This is a genomic window from Novosphingobium sp. HR1a (genome assembly GCF_015594425.1).
Lineage (GTDB): Bacteria > Pseudomonadota > Alphaproteobacteria > Sphingomonadales > Sphingomonadaceae > Novosphingobium > Novosphingobium resinovorum_A.
The window spans coordinates 28,636-46,396 of record NZ_JABXWS010000110.1 but is presented as its reverse complement, the minus strand read 5'-3'; the positions used below and the strand labels follow the sequence as shown (position 1 = coordinate 46,396).

At 60.3% G+C, this 17,761-nt stretch carries 21 protein-coding genes; 6 read left to right on the top strand and 15 right to left on the bottom strand.

What is annotated here, in order from left to right:
* Positions 1–18 precede the first annotated feature (18 nt).
* The 3 genes from tnpB to HWN72_RS28485 form a co-directional block, all read right to left on the bottom strand.
* Positions 19–282 (bottom strand): IS66 family insertion sequence element accessory protein TnpB, encoded by a 264-nt coding sequence (gene tnpB / locus HWN72_RS32115; RefSeq protein WP_008830596.1) that lies wholly within the window; start codon positions 280–282, stop codon positions 19–21.
* Positions 279–662, bottom strand: coding sequence for a transposase (locus tag HWN72_RS28490; protein WP_008830595.1), 384 nt, complete (start codon positions 660–662; stop codon positions 279–281). Before HWN72_RS28490 ends, tnpB begins: the two co-directional genes overlap by 4 nt.
* 1,150 nt (positions 663–1,812) lie before the next feature.
* The gene (locus HWN72_RS28485) at positions 1,813–2,088 is read right to left on the bottom strand and encodes a hypothetical protein (RefSeq protein ID WP_008830594.1); all 276 of its coding nucleotides are present in this window, start codon (positions 2,086–2,088) and stop codon (positions 1,813–1,815) included.
* A 202-nt stretch (positions 2,089–2,290) separates the two neighbouring features.
* Here HWN72_RS28485 and HWN72_RS28480 point away from each other — a divergent pair, with 202 nt between their 5' ends.
* From HWN72_RS28480 to HWN72_RS28455, 6 genes are all read left to right on the top strand, one after another.
* Entirely contained in the window at positions 2,291–3,061 is a 771-nt protein-coding gene (locus tag HWN72_RS28480) for a hypothetical protein (protein ID WP_211152062.1), read from the top strand.
* Positions 3,062–3,122: 61 nt separating this feature from the next.
* On the top strand, positions 3,123–3,272 hold the full coding sequence (locus tag HWN72_RS31400; RefSeq protein WP_248006420.1) for a hypothetical protein: 150 nt from the start codon (positions 3,123–3,125) through the stop codon (positions 3,270–3,272).
* 16 nt (positions 3,273–3,288) lie between these two features.
* A complete protein-coding gene (locus tag HWN72_RS28470) occupies positions 3,289–3,798 on the top strand; it encodes a hypothetical protein (protein ID WP_211152061.1) in 510 nt (169 codons plus the stop codon).
* A gap of 55 nt (positions 3,799–3,853) precedes the next feature.
* A complete protein-coding gene (locus HWN72_RS28465; protein WP_021235306.1) occupies positions 3,854–4,081 on the top strand; it encodes a DUF6290 family protein in 228 nt (75 codons plus the stop codon).
* Positions 4,050–4,358 carry a type II toxin-antitoxin system RelE/ParE family toxin gene (locus tag HWN72_RS28460; protein ID WP_248006419.1) on the top strand — a complete coding sequence of 103 codons (309 nt, stop codon included), beginning with the start codon at positions 4,050–4,052 and terminating at the stop codon, positions 4,356–4,358. Before HWN72_RS28465 ends, HWN72_RS28460 begins: the two co-directional genes overlap by 32 nt.
* Positions 4,359–4,409: 51 nt before the next feature.
* The gene (locus HWN72_RS28455; protein WP_008828892.1) at positions 4,410–4,871 is read left to right on the top strand and encodes a hypothetical protein; all 462 of its coding nucleotides are present in this window, start codon (positions 4,410–4,412) and stop codon (positions 4,869–4,871) included.
* 846 nt (positions 4,872–5,717) lie between these two features.
* Here HWN72_RS28455 and HWN72_RS28450 read toward each other — a convergent pair.
* From HWN72_RS28450 to HWN72_RS28395, 12 genes are all read right to left on the bottom strand, one after another.
* A complete protein-coding gene (locus HWN72_RS28450; protein ID WP_211152059.1) occupies positions 5,718–6,611 on the bottom strand; it encodes an SDR family oxidoreductase in 894 nt (297 codons plus the stop codon).
* A 298-nt stretch (positions 6,612–6,909) separates the two neighbouring features.
* Positions 6,910–9,426 (bottom strand): DNA ligase D, encoded by a 2,517-nt coding sequence (ligD, locus tag HWN72_RS28445; protein WP_211152105.1) that lies wholly within the window; start codon positions 9,424–9,426, stop codon positions 6,910–6,912.
* A gap of 52 nt (positions 9,427–9,478) precedes the next feature.
* Positions 9,479–10,135 carry a DUF6766 family protein gene (locus tag HWN72_RS28440; protein ID WP_211152058.1) on the bottom strand — a complete coding sequence of 219 codons (657 nt, stop codon included), beginning with the start codon at positions 10,133–10,135 and terminating at the stop codon, positions 9,479–9,481.
* 71 nt (positions 10,136–10,206) lie between these two features.
* Positions 10,207–10,809, bottom strand: coding sequence for a cysteine hydrolase family protein (locus tag HWN72_RS28435; RefSeq protein ID WP_211152057.1), 603 nt, complete (start codon positions 10,807–10,809; stop codon positions 10,207–10,209).
* A 51-nt stretch (positions 10,810–10,860) separates the two neighbouring features.
* Positions 10,861–11,049 carry a DUF3606 domain-containing protein gene (locus HWN72_RS28430; RefSeq protein ID WP_211152056.1) on the bottom strand — a complete coding sequence of 63 codons (189 nt, stop codon included), beginning with the start codon at positions 11,047–11,049 and terminating at the stop codon, positions 10,861–10,863.
* Between the two features lie 281 nt (positions 11,050–11,330).
* Positions 11,331–12,173 (bottom strand): glycosyltransferase family 2 protein, encoded by an 843-nt coding sequence (locus HWN72_RS28425; RefSeq protein ID WP_037518254.1) that lies wholly within the window; start codon positions 12,171–12,173, stop codon positions 11,331–11,333.
* The gene (locus tag HWN72_RS28420) at positions 12,173–12,754 is read right to left on the bottom strand and encodes an SAM-dependent methyltransferase (RefSeq protein ID WP_008828900.1); all 582 of its coding nucleotides are present in this window, start codon (positions 12,752–12,754) and stop codon (positions 12,173–12,175) included. Before HWN72_RS28420 ends, HWN72_RS28425 begins: the two co-directional genes overlap by 1 nt.
* Positions 12,751–13,416, bottom strand: coding sequence for a PIG-L deacetylase family protein (locus HWN72_RS28415; protein ID WP_211152055.1), 666 nt, complete (start codon positions 13,414–13,416; stop codon positions 12,751–12,753). Before HWN72_RS28415 ends, HWN72_RS28420 begins: the two co-directional genes overlap by 4 nt.
* A complete protein-coding gene (locus HWN72_RS28410; protein WP_248006418.1) occupies positions 13,413–14,315 on the bottom strand; it encodes an acyl-CoA dehydrogenase in 903 nt (300 codons plus the stop codon). The genes HWN72_RS28415 and HWN72_RS28410 overlap by 4 nt, the downstream gene beginning before the upstream one ends.
* Before the next feature lie 200 nt (positions 14,316–14,515).
* Positions 14,516–15,565, bottom strand: coding sequence for a glycosyltransferase (locus HWN72_RS28405; protein WP_008828904.1), 1,050 nt, complete (start codon positions 15,563–15,565; stop codon positions 14,516–14,518).
* The gene (locus HWN72_RS28400) at positions 15,562–16,494 is read right to left on the bottom strand and encodes a glycosyltransferase family 2 protein (protein WP_211152054.1); all 933 of its coding nucleotides are present in this window, start codon (positions 16,492–16,494) and stop codon (positions 15,562–15,564) included. Before HWN72_RS28400 ends, HWN72_RS28405 begins: the two co-directional genes overlap by 4 nt.
* Entirely contained in the window at positions 16,491–17,591 is a 1,101-nt protein-coding gene (locus HWN72_RS28395; RefSeq protein WP_248006417.1) for a glycosyltransferase family 4 protein, read from the bottom strand. The genes HWN72_RS28400 and HWN72_RS28395 overlap by 4 nt, the downstream gene beginning before the upstream one ends.
* Positions 17,592–17,761: the final 170 nt, after the last annotated feature.

Below are 17,761 nucleotides of genomic sequence, written 5' to 3'. Positions count from 1 at the left end.
GGCAGCGCTGAGGGCCCGTTATGAGGTGTCGATTTGCTGTCCCCGCCTACGTGTGAAACGACAATTTGATATGCAATCAGATCGCCTTGCAAGTCCGGTCTCGCGTCCCAGACCAGGAGTTTGATCCGGTCCGCCCTGCGCGCTCGGAAGAAACAGCATCCCTGAGAAGGGATCGAGCCTGAGTTCGCGCTCGACTAGCGAGGCAAGGCCCACCATTCCGTTCCTGAAGTCTGCGGGCTGCGTTGCGACCAGTACCTTCAGGGGGCCGGGCGGGATAATCACGCGCTCACCCGCGCGGCCAACAACACCCGCTCGATGTGATCCGCGCTCACGTCGGGCGGGATGCGGATCAACAGCCCGCTTGCCTCGACGACGATCTGTCCGCTGACTGGTGGCACTGCCGCGCTGGACAGCTCCTCGACCTTCCCACGCTCGACCATTGCCAGCGCAAAGGTCATCGGCTCCGCGCGCTCCCGCAATCCGACTCGCCAGGTGTACAACTGCTGAGGAAACAGCCCGTGGCGGCGCGCCATTGCCGACACATTGGCGCCCGGCTCAGGGCTTTCCGCGATGATCTGCGCCCGCGCCTCGGGCGTCCATTGTCGCTTGCCCTGCGCGCTTTCGATCACGTCAAGCCGCTGCACCTGACCCCGGTCGTTCATTTCGAAACATGTTTCGAAATCAGTTTCATCACTCACTGGTAACCTCGCCGTTCATTACGGCGAAATTACCAACCTCGGAGCAATTGAAAATGTGGGGGATCTTTACCGCTTGCCTTGATAGTGGCCGACCGTGGGGTCGGGCGAAATGGGGGGCGAGTAGGATTTGGGTCGCGCGTCTTGAAGGTGATGGTCGATCAATTGGCAGGGCAGCTGGAAGACGATGACAACCTTCCGGGCCTTCGCGTGATTCTCACAGCGCCCCTTAAGAGTTTCGGATTGACAATCGTGCCATGAAAGCCTGTTGCTGCGCGTGACGGCCGGTCGAGATCGATGGATGAACCGTAGCCTTTGGCCTCCGACGGTCGACACGAACGTCTGGCGGCCTGCAATGGATATTTTCCGCCTTCCGGCTGTCCATGTTGCCATTCCAAGCCACCAGTCAATCATATGGAACCGCGCGTATCCACTCGACCTCTTGGGCTAATGAATTTTCGAGAGGTGACCGCTAATCTGTTGAAAAGCATTCTTCAGATGCTCCTCGCTCGCCGATAGAGTCATTCCCGAAATCATCGAATGCGCCCGTACTGCGACGTTTAGCCGGGAATGGGTAACGCGATCTCTCATCGTATCTGGCTGTTTTATTGCCGCCCAAGGTCTCGATATCGCCACGATCACACTCGCCTTTCTAAAAGCGTGCATCATCCCCATGCCGGAAAATTAGCAAACCAGTATGGTATAAAGTTTGGCAGGGACGATTAAGGGCTTCCCCCAAGAGCCGCCGGAGCCCTTCGGAGCAGCAAGAAAAATAAGGGCAAGAATCGCCCTTCGGCCGGCCATGAAAAGTTCCACATATTTTGTAATTGTGCACTGCTAAAATGGCGTGATGAACGAAATTTAACCATGATTGGTGTGCAATCCTCTCAATTATGTCCCCTTGATGGGACGAAAATGGCACCGCTGCGCGTCCCACCTTCTCTTTGAAGGGCGCATCGGGACCGAGCCCGACTACGCGCAGTTAATCGAGCACCAGGGCCGCAACTACGCTTGCCATGCCACCATGGCGCTGATCTCAAATGCAGGACAAGCGCCAACATCGAGGCACTCGAAGCCGGGCAGCAAATGCCCACCCCATGACGGAACAGCAGCAATCTCAGTGGGGAATGTCTTTGCGGGTTTGTGCCAGAGCTGCGCCCAACATCGCTTGCCAGACTCTCGTCGATACCTCGCTTGGGTTATCTTCGGCCGAACAAGAGCAAAGTGTTGTTGCCCCTGCGTCGATCATCACTGGAGTAGGGTCCAGTATAGCTTCCATGACGGCCCTGACGTTCTCACGCAGCTCCTCCTGAAGGCAGAAGTCCAGGTATTCAAAATCATCGTGGCCGCTTTCGGATCGCGTCAAAGCTCGCGCCGCACGTTCTATGAGCATAGCTTGCCTCCCTCCCCACCACAGGAAAATTACCGGATTGCAGAAATGGGTACAAGTGAACTCTTTGCATTCGATCCCGAGGGGTAAGGCGCCTGGAACGGTCCACTTGACGCATGATAGGCCCAAGATTCGCCGCCCCAGAGAGGAGGGGAAAGGAAAGAACGAGCGCGGGAATGCGCTCGGTCTAACCCGGAGCCCTACCATGACCTACGACGTCCCGTTCCGTCACATGCAGGCGATCGCCCCCAGCAGCCTGACCACCATCACCGCCACGCTCCATGCCCTTAACCGCGCAATGGAAGATTGCCGCATGGCTGGCGTTGATCCCGACCACGACCCGGCGATCGCGCTGCTCGCGCGCCACTTCGCGACTGTCACCGCCGACCGCGGCGATGATGACATTCTGCGCTTCGCCTGCAGCCGCCCCGTCACCGAACTCGAACGCTTCCCCGCGCTTCTCACCCTCGCAGTTCGTGGCATCGCCCATGACCGGGTTGCCAAGGAGCGCTTCCCCGCCGACGGGCGCAAGGCCATGAAGGCGCTGGCGCTGGAAATCGGCCTCTCCCCTGACAGCTTCACCATCAGCTCCACGCCCAGCGATCCTGCGATTGCAGGATATGTCGCGCTGTCGAGCGATGACATTTCGATCATGCTCAGCGTGGGCCCGCCCCATGAAGGCAACGAGGTGCAATACTTCGCCAAGCGCGGTCCCGCATCCGGTCAGAAACTGCGCTTTGCCCCCATGCGCGATTTCGTCCGGCGTACCCGCTTTGCCGCCCGCATCCGTCGCGATCTGCGCCTCGATGCCATCGTGGGGTCGCCCGCGCCCTTCGAGACAACGGCGCCGATCAGCGCGAAGCCATCGCCGCTTAGGGAGACATCCCATGCTCCCCACACAACAGGTTGCCGATCAGGTTCGCACCGACGTCGCACGGATCGAATGCTTCGTGCAGCGCCGGGAGACCTTCCTTGATACACTGGACTAAATAATGCTCACTTGTGAACAGGTCCATTAAGCTGCCATGCTGGGCTTCATGCTGGAAGATGACCTTGCCGAAGCCCCCCAGCGGGTTTCCATGGTTGAAAGCCTCGCCGCGATGGGGCTTCCTCTTGTCCCCACCTTCATCCGCTACAATCCGTTCCCGCGCCCTTGGCACGCGGAATGGCTGGCATTGGTGAACTGACCGGAGATCCATCATCATGAGCCGATACAGTTTCCCCGGGCAGGGCGTCGCGAGCAGCGTCGCCATCGGATACGACCGGCCCCTGTCGACATTTTTCGTGCAGGTCATGCAGCCACATCCCCGCATCGAGGGCGAGGAGGCAACCTACATCTGGAAGGGCAGCGCCCCCGGAGAGTTGCCAACCGCTGCAGACGCAATCGCGGTTGCGGCTGACTATGCCGATCTGCCCAAGGATCTTGGCGCGAAGCTGGAAACCGATCGCCTGAAGACTCTCGGCACCTTCGACGGTCCCGCCCAGCTGGCCGCCAAGCCCTTCATCCAGTCATCACCGCCGCCGATCCACACCGAGGCCGAAGCCCGCGAAGCCGGCTATACGCGCGCGGTGGTCGCAGGCAGCACGCATCACACGCTAGAATTGCTGATCGAACCCAGTGCCGACCTCGATTCCATCTTCCTCGCCTTCGACCGCAGTGAGAACGAAATGCTCCATATCCATGGCTGGAGCTTCACGATCGAGCCGGAGTGACGTGGCAGCAATCTTGTGATAGTTTGAATACACGTATTCATCCGGAGACAATGCCATGGCGACGTCAGTACGTCTCGCACCCGAAGTAGAGCAGCGCCTCGATCATCTCGCGAGCGCCACCGGGCGCACCAAGGCATATTACCTGCGCGAAATCATCGAGCGCGGCCTTGAGGACATGGAAGACATCTACCTCTCGGACAAGGTGCTCGAGGACATTCGTGCTGGCCGCGAAACCGCAAGTTCCCTGGACGATGTGGAGAAGCGCCTTGGCCTGGCGGATTGAACTGTCATCCAGCGCCGAAAAGTCCCTTTCCAAACTCGATTGCCAGACTGCAAAGCGGATCATTACGTTCCCGCGCGAGCGGGTTGCAGCCGGTGAAGATCCCCGCGCGTCAGGAAAGCCACTGTCCGGGCCCTTGGCAGGTCGCTGGCGCTACCGCGTTGGCGACTACCGGATTGTCTGCGAGATCGAGGATGGCAGGCTTGTCGTGCTTGTGCTGACCGTTGGCCACCGAAGTGGCATTTACCGCTGCCCCCCTAAGGACATCCATAACCCATAGAGAGAAGGGGGAAGGGGACGGGCGATCCATGGAGGATCGACGGAGGTTCCCTTGTCCTACACCATCAACATTGGCGCAGCGCCCGCGAACGCCCATTGCGCCCAGCTTAGCCAGACCTCAGATTTCGAGCGGGTCAATCGCTTCGAGATCGACGCCTACCGCATCGGCATCATCGCGATCCACGGAAGACGGGCTTCGCTCCTGGATCGAGGCTGCGATTGCGTGCCCCTCGAATATGACGGAAATGTCGCCACCATTCCGAGGCCCGAACTCGACGAGGTGACGATCGGCGCGCTGCTGACGACACGCCCCGGCGCCAACGGCCACTTCGCGACCCCCGTGTTCGAGACCATCCACACCAACCTTTCGACCGCATTTCCCAAACTCGCCGAGGCCGCCCGCGCGCGCCTTGCCGGCGATGTGGGCGTTTGCGGGAGGGTGCGAAATCCTACGCTGAGGATTTGGCCAGAGATATTCGCCGATGAGGCTGACATGCTCCCCGTCCAGCGGTGAAACGTGCGTTAGGAGTTTGCGCGGAACGCGGACGCCCGACTTCCGGTCATGTCGCCATCGGAGACGTCGGCTTTCCAGAAGCCGGTGGCGAACAGTAATGGAACCAACGCCACCACGATTAGACCCCCTGATCGCTAGCGTGCGCCCCATATTATCGCGTTTCTCGACAACGACCCAGTTTCAGTGAGCGTCTTCACGGACTTCTGCCGTAGCGCCTCTCCTGGATAGTCGCTGCAATCAGCGCGCGCAATAAGATGCGGTAGATAAAAAATCCCCAATGATGATAGGGTACCTTTTTCCGAGCAATTTATTTTTTGCAGTGCACAAATATCAGATGTGTGACATTTGTCACGTGCGATCCGAAGGGCGATTCTAGCCCTTTTTAACTTTTGCCTCGAGAGTCGATCTTGGCTCTTGGGGCATTTTTTTATCCTTTAGGCCCCGAGCTAACACGTTGCAGTAGCCATAAACTATAGGCCCGGCATCCTCGCAAGCCCTTACTATAGAGCCGAGATGGTTCGTTTCAATCCTGCCCCTCGATGAAGGCGGCGGTGTACATGCATAACGTACTGGGGATCGATAGCAGCACCGCCAGGGCTAAAAATGGCAGTGCCAGAAAGAATCGAACATTCGGGGTCATGGTGTCCTCCGTCGCAATTCGAAACATTAAACACGCAGAACTATTGTTGGTGCCCGGATACCATGGCTTATCAGACCTTGCGCTCCGGAAGTAATAGCCGAAGCGCCTGCCCCGACGCTGCTCAATGTGCAATATGGGCGTGGTCTAAAGTCGGACACACCGGATGTGCATCTGGCGGCGCAGCGTTGCGCCGAGCCGCCATCAATTCAAGCGATGCCGGCGCCACCAGAAACGCCATACACTTCACCGGTTATGTAACTGCCTTCCTGGGATGCGAGCAGTACATAGACCGGCGCAATTTCAACCGGCTGTCCGGGGCGACCAAACTGACTTTGCTCGCCAAATCTGGCGACCTTCTCCTGGGGCTGTCCACCGCTTGGCTGGAGAACGGTCCAGAACGGGCCGGGAGCCACGACATTGGCTCGGATGCCTTTCTGGATGAGTTGCTTTGCGAGAGCCTTTGTATAGGCAACGATGCCTGCCTTGGTCGTGGCATAGTCCAAGAGGATATCGGAAGGCTCGTAAGCCTGCACCGAAGCCGTGGTTATGACCGACGAGCCGGCGGGGAGATGCGGCACCGCCGCCTGCGTAATCCAGTGCAGCGCATAGAGGTTGGTCTTAAGGGTCTTGTCAAAATCCTCTGAGCTGACCTCCTCGACGCTCTCGCGAAATTGCTGGCGGCCCGCGTTGATGACCAGGATGTCCAGGCCCCCAAGCTCGCTCACCGCGTTTTCGACAAGCTGCTTGCTCCAGGGCTCCTCAGCAATGTCGCCTGGCAATGCCACGGCTTTGCGTCCTTCTGCTTCGATGAGGGCAATGACTTCTCGCGCGTCCTTCTCCTCGTCGGGCAGGTATGCAATGGCGACATCCGCGCCTTCGCGGGCGTAGGCGATCGCCGCAGCTCGCCCGATACCGGAATCTCCGCCCGTGATGAGAGCTTTTCTCCCCTTGAGCTTGCCTGCACCAACATAGCTTTCCTCGCCATGGTCGGGCTTGGGGTCCATCTCCGCGGCTACACCCGGCGCTGTTTGCGGCTGCTCCGGGAAGGGAGGCTGCGGATATTGTGTGCGCGGATCTTGCATTGCAAGGCGGTCGGTCATGAGCGCTCCTGTCCTTTGGATTTCGCCCGCCTTTCACAGGCGGGAAGGCAAGAATCAAAGAGCTTGTGGCCCCTCCGGTTCCATTGCCGAGGCAATTCATACGCGCACATGCGTCACGCCATTCCGTATTGAAAACCGTTCGCCGATATCACCGATGAGGTCGGTGCGTTTCCATAATCAAGGCGTTCCCGCTTGAACAAACGCCTTCGCAGGCGCAATATGGCAAAGCGTTTCAGGCATCCTCTTCCAGACTTCAGGCCGTCTTCGCTGGCCTTTTCTTTTGCCTTGCTCGGTGAGATTAAAGATCCGGGAGCAATTGATCTGCCCGCCCCCACAGCGCGAGATTTTTCGAGGATGCCCGCTTCAGCATTTCGGCACCATCGCCGATATGCCAGCGTGACGGCTTATCCAGATTGCGCAGTTCGTCCCAGGTTACCGGGACCGCAATCGGGGCGTGTTCGCGGTTGCGCGCGCTATAGGGCATGACGGCGGTCGCGCCGCGCTGGTTTCGCAGATAGTCGATGAAGATCCGTCCTGTCCGTTTGGCCTTTGAAAGGGCGGCGGTGAAACGGGCTGGCTCCGACTGCTCCAGCGCCATGGCAAAGCGGTGGGCAAAGTCTTTCACCACTGGCCACTCCGCCGATGGCGTGAGCGGCGCAATTACGTGAACGCCTTTCCCGCCGGTCACCATCGGGAACGTCGTAAGGCTCATTTCGGCCAAAAGATCACGCACATGGAAGGCGGCCGACACGACATCCTTGAAACCAAGGCCCTCATCAGGATCGAGGTCGAAAACAAGCCTGTCCGCTTTCTCGATGTCCTCGATCCGCGCGCCCCAGCCATGGAATTCGATGGTGCCCATCTGTACGCAGGTAAGCAGGCCAGTGGGCGTATCAACGAACAGATAGGCTTCCTGATGCCCATCCTTCTCGCGGATGCCCACCTGTTTTACTGCATCGCCAAAGCTGCCGGCATCGTGCTTCTGGAAAAAGCACTTCTTCGCCCGGCCTTGCGGACACCTAACGAGGCTGATCGGGCGGCTCCCCGCCCATGGCAGCATGATCGGCGCGACCGTTTCGTAATAATCCGCCAGCTGTCCCTTGGTAAGCTTGCCTTCGGGAAAGATCACCCGGTCGCGGTTGCTGATCTTCACCGTGGTGGCGGGCGCAGCGGTGGCCACGTCTACCGCTACCTCCTTCTCGATCACCACCGCTTCCGGCTTCTTGTCCTCGCGAAGCCCCAGATAGCTGGGGTGACGCAAGACACCTTCAACGGTGAACTCCAGATATGCGATTTCCGCGACAAGCTTCGGCTCGATCCAGCGCGCCCCGCGCAAGGCGGCACGCGGCGCCTCGACAGTTGGCTGCTTTCGCGCGAGCGGGGCCATGATTTTCAATAGCCGCTCGATCTCGTCGCCGGTGAAGCCGGTGCCGACCTTCCCGGCATAGCGAAGCTGTCCATCCTCGTTGACGCCGAGGAGTAGGGAGCGGAATCCGCGTTGCTTGTCCGAGGGCGTCCAGCCAACAATCACGAATTCCTGCCGGCGTATGCACTTGGTCTTCACCCAGCTGCCGCTGCGCGAGCCGCTGTACCGCGCATCGACACGCTTCGAAATCACCCCCTCTAATCCAGCATCGCAGAAGCTGGTCAGCAGTTTCTCTCCATTGCCGATGATATGGTCTGAATAGCGAAGGCGGCCCTTTTGCCCGGTCAGGAGCGCGGCGAGTTTTTCCTTGCGGTCGATCAGCGGCAAACCAGTCAGATCCTCGCCGTTCAGCTCCAGCAGATCGAAGGCAAAATAGTCGATCGCGCCAGGATTATCCTTGAGCGCGGCCTGCAGCGCCTGGAAGCTGGTGCGACCATCGGCCAGCGTCACCACCGCTTCTCCGTCGATCAGCGCGCTATCGACGTTGAGCAGGGTTGCCTCGGCGATCAGACCCGCAAAGCGATCCGACCAGTCGAGCCCCGATCGGGTATAGGCGCGACCTTCGCCGCCGCCGACGGCGATGAGGGTTCGGTAGCCGTCATATTTAAGCTCGTGCAGCCAGCGGTCGCCTGACGGCACGTGATCGACGAGAGCTGCAAGCTGGACTGGTTGGAAGGGGGCCAGCTTGCCCTTCTTTTTGTGTCGGCTCGTCGCGGCGGCACCCCTCGATGGCTTTTTCGCCGTCGTTCTGGCGTTGGCTCTTCGTTTCGCGATCGGTTTGCCCTCGGCAATCTCTTCCATCGTGCGGCCACTGTCCACACTCGTGAGATGCAGCCCGATAAGATCATCCGACCCACCCGCGAACTCATCCTCGATCTTGCGCAGAATCCAGTTTTCGCCCTTTTCGCGTCCGCGCGGTTTGAGACGAAACATGATCCACTCGCCCTGCATTCGACGTCCCTGCAAAGTGAAATGGAGGTGGCCCTCGGCTAACGTCTTGTTCGGATCCTTTCCCGGGACCGGTTCCCAGGTGCCGTTGTCCCACAGCATCACGGTGCCGCCGCCATATTCCCCTTTCGGGATCGTACCCTCAAAACGCGCATAGTCGAGGGGATGATCTTCCGTGCGGACTGCAAGGCGCTTGTCGTCAGGGTTGGGGCTTGGTCCCCGTGTCACCGCCCAGCTGATCAGCGTACCGTCCAGTTCGAGGCGGAAATCATAGTGAAGGCGGCTCGCGGCATGCTTTTGGACGACAAATCCGTTGCCCGCGGCCGGCGTGGATGCTCCTGCTGGCTCAGCGGTTCGCGAGAAATCGCGCTTTTCGCGATACTTTGCGAGACGCTTTTCTGCCTCTGTCGATGCCGCCTTTGCTTTTGAAGCTCTTGCCATGTCCGTTCCGATCAAGACTTCTTGAATTCGCAGGACGGTGCGACCGTTCCCCTTACTCGCCCGTCTGGTTGTTGGGTGCCGCGACAGCCTTGGATTCAGGGGATTCGCGCTGGCGCAGGAATATCGAAAGGACGACCAAGACCGCGGTCGAAAGGAACTCGCTTTGCCAGTTCTGAAAAGACTCGAACCATAGCTGCGCGTCACCGAGATAAGCCAGGACAGATAGCGGTGCCTCGCCATACTCCAGCGCCTCTTCGGCCGCAGCGCGCGCACTGTGCAGCCAATGCATGACGAAAGAGGCAACAAACAGTAGCGCGAGCGCCAGGCCGAGGGATCGCGCGTACAGGGCGCGCCAGACTGGGCCTTTGCGCAAGATGGTCGGGGCGCCAGGCTGATAGGCCTGACGCTCCAGGTGTTCGTCGCGATCGGGATCGGCAGGGTCCTTGGATTCAGCCGAACCGCGCTGGATCAGCAAGGCGGTTAGGACCACATAGGCTGCCATTTGCAGAAACTCGCTCTCCCAGTTTTCGAAAACCGATGATAGAAATTGCGGACTGGCGGCATAGGCAAATAGAGACAGGCCGGGCTCCGCATGCCTTCGGGCATCCTCCAATGCGACATGCCATCCTGAAATCCATTGCCCGACGATGCAGAGCGCAAAGAGAGAAAGGAGCGCAATCGTCAGCCCGTTATCCTTCAGCCACCGCATCGACGCCTCCCAATCCTTATTATCGCCCATAGCAACGCGTGGGAAACAATCCGGTTCGGAGCAGGGCCAGTTTAGCGATCTAAGCTATGGAGCCATTCGTCGATCGTGAGGTCGGAAGTGGCTGACGTCTGCGCGCCCATGCTTTGTGCCATGATCTCCAAGGCCCACCGCCCGCGTTCTTCGCTTTCCGCAGCGACGGCATCCCGCGGCACCCAAAGGTCATATTCGCGCATATGGGCGTCCGCCGCCGTGAATAGGACGCATATGTCCGTGGCGATCCCGCTCAGGACCAGCTTGCTGACGCCAAGCTGGGGCAAAAGCACCGGCAGGTTTGTCGCATAGAAGCCGGAGAATTGCGGCTTTATGATGAAATAATCACTCGGCCCCGGCTTGAGCAGCTCAGTGACCGGATTTCGCTCTTCAAGCGCACGGGCGACAAGGCTGGAAGCTTCCGAGTGCCACTCGCCAAAATTGTCGTTCACGTAAATGACCGGCCAACCTCGCTCGCGGAATGCGGCTCGCAAGCGATGGACGCATTTCGCAGCGGCCCGGGCTGCGGGTTCGAGATCACCGGCCCCTTCGAAATCGAAGCAGTTGACCATGTCGAGAATGAGCAGGCCCGGGTTGCTTAATTCAGCAGGCTTGATCGAGCTATTGCGGTTTGTTTTGGCCATGAAGTTACAAGGATAATGCCCATCCGCGCTAAGCAGGCGGCCATATTATTCCTATCCTTTTGCGATCTTGGCGGCTTCTGCGTCCAGCTTTTCACGATTGTTTCCGTGACGATTGATGAGCTCCTGAACCTGATCGCGTGTCAGCCCATGCTTTTGCGCGAAATAGTCCACCTCATACTCCTCGTCGCCCGCGACCCTGCTGCGATCCGGTTCTCCGCGCTGGGATTTATCGTCTGCCATAGGACACCTCTCGCCTACCAATTGTAACGATAGCGCAACCCTTATCTACGGCTACGGGTTCCGATTGTTGGGTATTGATCGAGAAGCATCTCAACTGGATCCACATTCCCGCCTCTCCACCCGGCATCCGGTGATCATATCCGGTTCTTATCCATGCCTGCTACGTCCAAAGTCATCTACGAGCACCTGCCTGACGGCTGAGATTGGGATTGAAATAAAGGTGCGGCGGCTCAGCTCCTGCCACCGTTCGTTTGATCGCGGTATCGTTTTTCTGCTCTGCACTAATTTGCTGGTTCGACGCGGGCGGCCGCCATTTCGCATGCTGTCGGCAGGCGCAAGAGATCCAAAGCGTTCTCCTCCCAGCGCACGAGTCCAAGCCGTTCGAAGCCGGCAAGCCAGCCTTCCATCGGCCACCGATCCCAGCGCGCATGGAACATCCGTGCATTGCGCACAATGTCAGCAACGTGCTGCACGGGTGGCTCGTAGCTGTCATGATACTGATGACAGGCAATCGCCTGTCCGACAAATAGTAGCTTCAGTCCGGCAGCAGCAGCCCGGAAACCAAAATCGGTATCTTCGGCGCCGTAGCCGGTGAACCCCTCATCAAACCCGCCCAACGCCGCGAATGTCGATCGACGCAGCGCGAAGGCAAGCGACCAGAAGAGCCCAGCATTGGTTTCCTCTCGCACGCCTCGGGTGGGAAACGTCCGTACGGGATGAGCCCGGCCATGCTTCAGTAGGTAGGTTTCTTCCCAAGATCCGCGCGCATGATCGGGGCCAAGATAGCGAATATCCGCGCAGAGCAGGCTGTCATGCTCGGTGAGAGTCTTGGCCAGGAGGCCGACGCAATCACGCAGTGGAATGCAATCGACATCAAGGAACACCAGCATATCGTGATTGGCCAAGGCCGCCGCGCGGTTGCGGGCGGCGGCCAATGGAAGGCCGACTGTCTCGAACCGCTCGATGCGGACGGGGAAGCTTGTCGGTCCCACTGTGACCGGATCGTCACTCATATCGACGACAACCAGCTCGTCGGGTTCGCGATCGCTCCGGCGCAGGCCCTCGACGAGCTGCTCTAGATGCGCGCTCCGGTTACGGACAATGGTGAGGACCGAGATTCCCATCAACGTCGCTTCCACAAATCGAGACGATATGTGTCTCGCCGTTCGGCGAGCTCAACGTCAAAGTCCGCAGCAAGTTCGGACCATAAAGCTTCGACCGCCTCATCGCCGCTTTGCGGATAGTCGGTTTCGCCTGTGTAATGGACAAGGATGATCCGGCCGCCGGGAGAAACGTGATCGCGGAGCCATTCGCTTGCACGGTCGAGATCAACCAAACCCCAATAATAGGCCACTTCGGACAGCACCACGAGGTCGAAATCTTCGGTTTCAGGAGTTTCGCGGGGAAACGCCATTTGGGCCAGCGACACGCCAGGCCGATCGCCGACCCGTTCCCGAGCTTTTGCCAATGCCTTTGTGCTGATGTCGACGGCAAGCAGGCTGTCGCACATGGGAGCCAGATGCCCGGTCAGCACGCCATGGGCGCAGCCTATCTCCAGCGCGCGGGCATATCGTCGGTCGGCCAGAACATCATGCGTGTGAGCAAATTTGGCGGCTTCATAGTCGCTCGACGCAAGATTCCATGGATCATCGTCCGACCCGAAAATGTCATCAAAATATTGTGCGGTCAGGCTGGCGCCGGTCATCGGCAATCCTTTCTCAATGTCAGAACGTCTTGCGCGGCCATGCGCAACTTCTCCGGTGGAAGGCGGAAACCCTCGCCGATCACCGGCGAGAGCTGGCTACGATGGGCCAGAAGAGCATGACGCCGCTGCCCAACGGGCATGGCCGGCGTTGTGATATGTCCCGCACGGCGCGGCGTATCGCTCCAGACATGATAGGCGAACAGGGCGATCGGCCGCCTCGCCCTTCGCAAGGCCGCTTCGGCCAGCCTGTATGCCGCAACATGGTCGCAATGCGCCTCGCTCTTATCGGAGACGGCAATGGCATCGATCCGGTGCCAGCGCAGCAGCGCAGCAAGCCGATCGGCCCCCCGTGCGAAGGCTTTACTGTCGGTGGGATAGGGGTGAGCATCGCGCCATCCCATCCAGATCGTCGGAATCGCTCTGGCACCTAGCCTGCCAATCGCATTGCGGGCTTCCTTGCGCCGGGTCGCAGCAACGCGGGGCGTACCTTCGGGGTGGGAGCCAGTGCCATCGGTCAGGAAGACGATGCCCCCTAGCCGGTCATGAGCGGCGCAGTGTTTGATCAACGCACCCGCGCCGAGCGTTTCGTCGTCGGGATGGGGGGCGAGCACGAGCCAGCGCGCCTGCGCCCAAGGGCTTTGGGCCAAAGCCTCGGCTTTCACCACAGCCGGTCGCTTTCATCCCAGATGTCGTGATCGAGAAGCGTCCGGGCAGCCTCGTCCCGCGCATGATCGGGTCCGGCCTGGCGCAGGTACAGGGAAAGGTCGCGGATGATCTTGTCCGCGCGTTCACCGTCAAAGGCGCTGCGCGTGCCAAGGATGCGCGCAGCGGCCTCCATCACGGTGAACCCGGCATTTTCGACGACCCCGCGTGTCAGCCGCGCGACGGCAACGGCATCTGCATCATCCGAGGCGAAGCGCTGCGCTGCTGCCTCCACCCAGAAGCCTGCGGTTCGCACCGCTACGACGGCATCGGCAAACCGTGCCCGCTGCAGCGGATCTTCGCGGGCGCTATCGCGCATGGCCGACCGGATTTCCGAGACAAGCACCTCGATGCCGCCAAGCTGCGCCGCGCAGAAGCGCCAGGCGCCTGCGGTAAAGCGGGGATCCCGGTCATAGTCGCCCGGCTTACCCAGCAGCATGAGCGGCTCGACAGCCATGTCGTCGAGCGAATAGCGACCGCTCACGCTCGCACGCATTCCGCGAACACGCCAGCCCGACAGGTCCGTCCGTGCCTTTTCATTAGCGGGAACGATGACCAAGCGCCGGGCGGTGTCCTCGCAGGCCGCCGTGACGAGGGCATAATCGAGACCGCCGGCTCCGCTTGCGAACATCTTCTCGCCGATCAGCGACAGGGTCGCTTCGCCAGCGAGCCGGACACCGGGCGACGGCTCGGTCGCCCACACACCGAACCACGCACCGCGATCCAGCACTTGCGTGAGCCACTCAAGCTGGTCAGGCGATCCGTACCAGTCGAACAGCGACATCGCGTTGACATGGCCCTCATACAAGCGACCGATACTGAGATCGCCGCGCCCGACCTGACGAAAGGCCTTTGCCATCGCGCGTGCGCGGGCCGCCTCGTTTTCAAAAATGTCACCTCCACATAGTTGCGGTGCGAACCGACGGTGATGACCGCTATGGATCAGCGCTGCCAGGCTATCACTGGGAAAATGGGGTGCGGCGTCATAGCGGGCGCCAAGCATCGCAAGACGGTCGACGATATCGATCGGGTTAGAAGCTTGGTCGTGAGGGTCGGGGATCACGCGATATCACTCCTGTTTGAGACTGCCGGAGCACAAAGGCCATCGAGCCAACGCGCGACCCGTTCCGGCCCGCTTTCACCTTCAAGGCAAGCCGGCCATTGCTGGTTTTGCGCGATTGCCCGACTGAGAAGGCCAGACCATTCGTGAGGCTGGGGCCAGTCATGTCGCACGATTGCTCCGCCCACTGCCGCCAGCCTGTTGGCCTTCGATGCCTGCTCATCAAACGGGCGGGGTTCGGGCAGACAGATGAATGGGCGCCGCGCCGCCAGGACGGCGCTGACGACGCCATCGCCTGCAGCGCCAATGACGACCCTGGCTGCAGCAATCTGCGCTTCCGCATCATCGACCCACCCCCGCAATTCAAGATTGGGTGGCAAATCAGCGGGCACGGTGCAGGGACCGATGATGCGCCATTGCCATGCGGGCGCTGCTCGGGCTGCGGCTGCCCAGTGCTCGCCATTGGATACCCCGCCCCCGCGCCCAAGGGCGACCAGCACAACGTCATCATTCGCGCTGATATTCTGGTTGGCAGATTGGACGATGCCCGGCGCGTAGAGGGTCTTCTCGCGGACCCAGCCTGGGGTTTCATCATCGTCGAGCGCATCATGAAAAGGAGCGAGCAGAGCGGTAGCTGCGCGAAAGGCGTCCAGATGGGCCGCATCGAGCCGGCGCCCGCTCAACCGGACATACACCGTCGGCACCGATGCAAGCCGCGCCAGCATCGCCACCTCGGCCGAGACATCCACTACCATCAGGCGCGGACGTGACTTGGCGATCCAGCCTGACATTTGCGCCGTGCGCTGGCGGAGGCCTTCATGATCAAGCGGCGCATAGTGCAGGGAAGAAGGGCGATCGACATGATCGATGCCAGCGAAGCTGTCGTCGAGACGGTCGTCAGGCAAATCGAGGAAAGGCAGGTTTCCGGTTCTGCCGGCAAGCCCGCTACCCATGAGCATGACATTGTCTAGCGATTGACCGATTGCGATCGCGCGCTGGCGATGGCCATCGCCGTGATGATGGACATAATATCCGATCGGGCGGCTCATTGGACGGCTGCCATTTCGGCCTCCGCCGCGGGAAGCGGCATGTCGCAGGGCATGGGGGGAAGAGCACGCTCTGCTTCGAGCCAGGCCGCCATGCCTATCTTAGCCCTCGTTCGAAGTCGCCAGCGTGCGCGTTCCTCCCAATGGGAGAAAGCTGGGACCATAGGAATTTCACCGCTTACGGTGCAGTCGATCCACCGCTGCATGTCGGCCGCCATGCCGCCATTGGCACGCCCTGCAGTCCGGGAGGATGCACGGGTCCACACCGCATTCGGGTGGACGAGCTTGCCCCCCGCTTTGATCGCCGCTTCGACCAGGGCACGATCCTCGCCGGTCGGCAGAAGCGGAACGCCGCCCGCACGGCGATAAAGGTCGACGGACAGCGCGAGGCTGGCCCCCGTATGATCGCCGTGTCGGGGCGGCATATCCCACGCGACGGGATCGATCTTGTCCTCGATCGCGCGCACGGCCTCCCAATAGGCATCGAACCGGCGGCGCAGCCTGAAGATCGCCGGGGCCATGTCCGCTTCCAGTTCGTCCAGTTCGATGCGACCGCCAATGATCCGCTCCGGCGAAAAATGTGTCAGATTGGCATCGATCCAATCGGCGGGAGGCCGGCAATCCGCATCCGTTGAAAGCAATAGGCCGCCGGGCGCCAGAAGATCAGCGCCTATGTCCATCGCCGCGCGGCGGGCAGATCCGGCGTGGGCAAGTTCCGGCTCGAACACACGCTGAACGATGTGAAGCGCAAACCCGGCTTTGGAGTGAAGCGTAGCCTCAACGGCTTTCGCATGGGTGGCATCGCTACTGTTGTTGACGCATATCGCGACAGCGAACGTCTGAACGGTTTGCCGTGCCAGTGCTTCGATCAGGCGACCGATATGCTCCGCCTCGTTACGAGCGGGTATGCAGACGCAGACTGGAGCCCTCATGCGACGCTGGCAATGAGAGTTGCAGTCTGGGGCTCGTGGGCGACAACCGAAGCAAGCGCGAGCTGACGGTACACGGCTTCATACTCATCGACCATGCGCTGCGCGTCGCAATATCGCTCCGCATGAGCCCTGCAGGCGCTGCGGCTCAGCACTGAAGCGGCCAGTGCCGCCGATGCGAGCGATGCGACATCGTCCGGCTGCGCAAGAACGCCGCAATCTTCACTCAAGAGCGCAGGCACCCCGCCGCGCCGGAACGCGGCGACGGGGGTGCCGCAAGCCAGCGCCTCTGCCACGACCAGGCCATAGGGTTCTTCCCATCGCGGAGTGCAAAGCGCGGCGATAGCCCCTCCCACGAGGCGAGCGAGCTCGCGGTGGGACAGATGCCCGACATATTCGACCTTAGCGCCCAGATGCGGCGCGATCTTCTCATCGAAATAGCTTTGGTTCGAGACGGGGCCGGCGATACGCAGCGGCAATCCCGCAAGCCGCGCCGCATCGATTGCGTAGTCCAGTCCCTTTTCGGGGACGATCCGGCCATACCAGACCAGATACGGCGTTTCGCTTGCGACAGGCTGGTACGGGAAGTGTGTGAGATCGATGCCGTTTGGAATGACATGATCGGTCTTGGCCACGTGGCTCCACATGTCGGCCGTCGCCTGCGAAACGGCGACATAGGTCATCGGTCCGCGGTTGAGCCGAACTCCGCTTTCCAGCCAGCAAAAGGGCGGGGTGTGAAGTGTGGTCAGGACGGGGGTAGCAAGCGTCTCGGCCATGCTGACAGGGAGATAGTGCAGCGAATTGTTGTGGATCACGTCAAACGATCGCGACCGCAATTTGGTCATCAGCCCAAGATACGCATGATGTTCGCGGAAGAAGGCAACATCATTGGCTTCGGCAATGCCCGTTTCTAGGAGCGAGGTCTCATCGCAGATCGCTTCCACCCCCAGCGCGGGATCGGAGCGCGTCGAAGCAAAAAGCGTGACGTCGTGCCCGCGTTCGCGCAGTGACCGCGCGAGCATGTGGGTGTGCATCTCCAGCCCGCCTGCAAAAGGCTCACCTATGGCAAACTTCAAATGGGCTATGATGGCAATGCGCATTCAACGGGCTCCCAGCGATAATGGATATGTTTCACAATCGCCAAGCCGTTAACGCTTATATGAAAGGTTTATTTCCCGAAGCCGGCAGAGTTTTTCTGCAGCGAGTGCAGGTTAACTTCGATCAATATAGTGATTGCAGAATTGCGCCGCTAACAGGCGAAAATAAGATG